The organism is Pedobacter sp. 01N416 (assembly GCF_056399685.1).
Genome location: NZ_JBFTRT010000988.1, coordinates 1 through 754, shown reverse-complemented (window position 1 = coordinate 754; position 754 = coordinate 1). Strand labels below are relative to the sequence as shown.

The window sequence follows — 754 nt, the reverse complement described above, 5'->3', positions numbered from 1 at the left end:
GGCTTACTGGTCCGCTTGATGGTTTTAGATATCGCGTAAGTGGGGAAAAGTATTTTGGTACCTATAATTTTGCTGGTGTAACTGCAGATCTCCGTAAATATTGGAGGGCTAAGCCAGTAACATTTGCCGTTCGAAGTTATAACACCCTAAGGATTGGTAAAGATGCGGATAGACTTTATCCAATGTATCTGGGTTATCCTTATCTAATTAGAGGTTACGAATCAAATTCAATTTACAAAAGCACCTCGGCTCAATCGTCAGAATCTTTCGATATTAACCAGTTAACAGGAAGTAAAATAGCCGTTTTTAACTTCGAGGTACGCTTACCTTTTACAGGGCCTAAAAAGTTAGCTGCAATACCTTCTAAATTTTTATTCTCTGATCTGAATTTATTCTTTGACGCAGGATTGGCCTGGACAAACGACACCAAGGTGAAGTTTAAAAGTGAACCGACCTATACGACAGAACCTGTATTAGATAACAATGGTGTTCCTGTTAAAGATGATAAAGGAAATCCAGTTACCTATCAATCTACAACGGAACGTGTGCCAGCAATGAGTATTGGTATATCGTTACGGGTAAACGTTTTTGGCTATTTTGTATTAGAGCCTTATTATGCGATTCCTTTCCAAAGGAAGGATGTTAAAACTGGAGTATTTGGTTTAACATTCGCTCCAGGGTGGTAAAAGGAAATTAATTAGGAAATTGCATATGAAAAAAATATTTTTAATGGTTTTATTGTCTTGCAGTCTTT

At 37.1% G+C, this 754-nt stretch carries 1 protein-coding gene; it reads left to right on the top strand.

Going from position 1 to position 754, the window contains the following annotated elements; translation table 11 throughout:
- On the top strand, nt 1-686 hold a 686-nt coding region (locus AC1DND_RS28840; RefSeq protein ID WP_477586396.1), incomplete at its 5' end, for a BamA/TamA family outer membrane protein.
- Nucleotides 687-754: the final 68 nt, after the last annotated feature.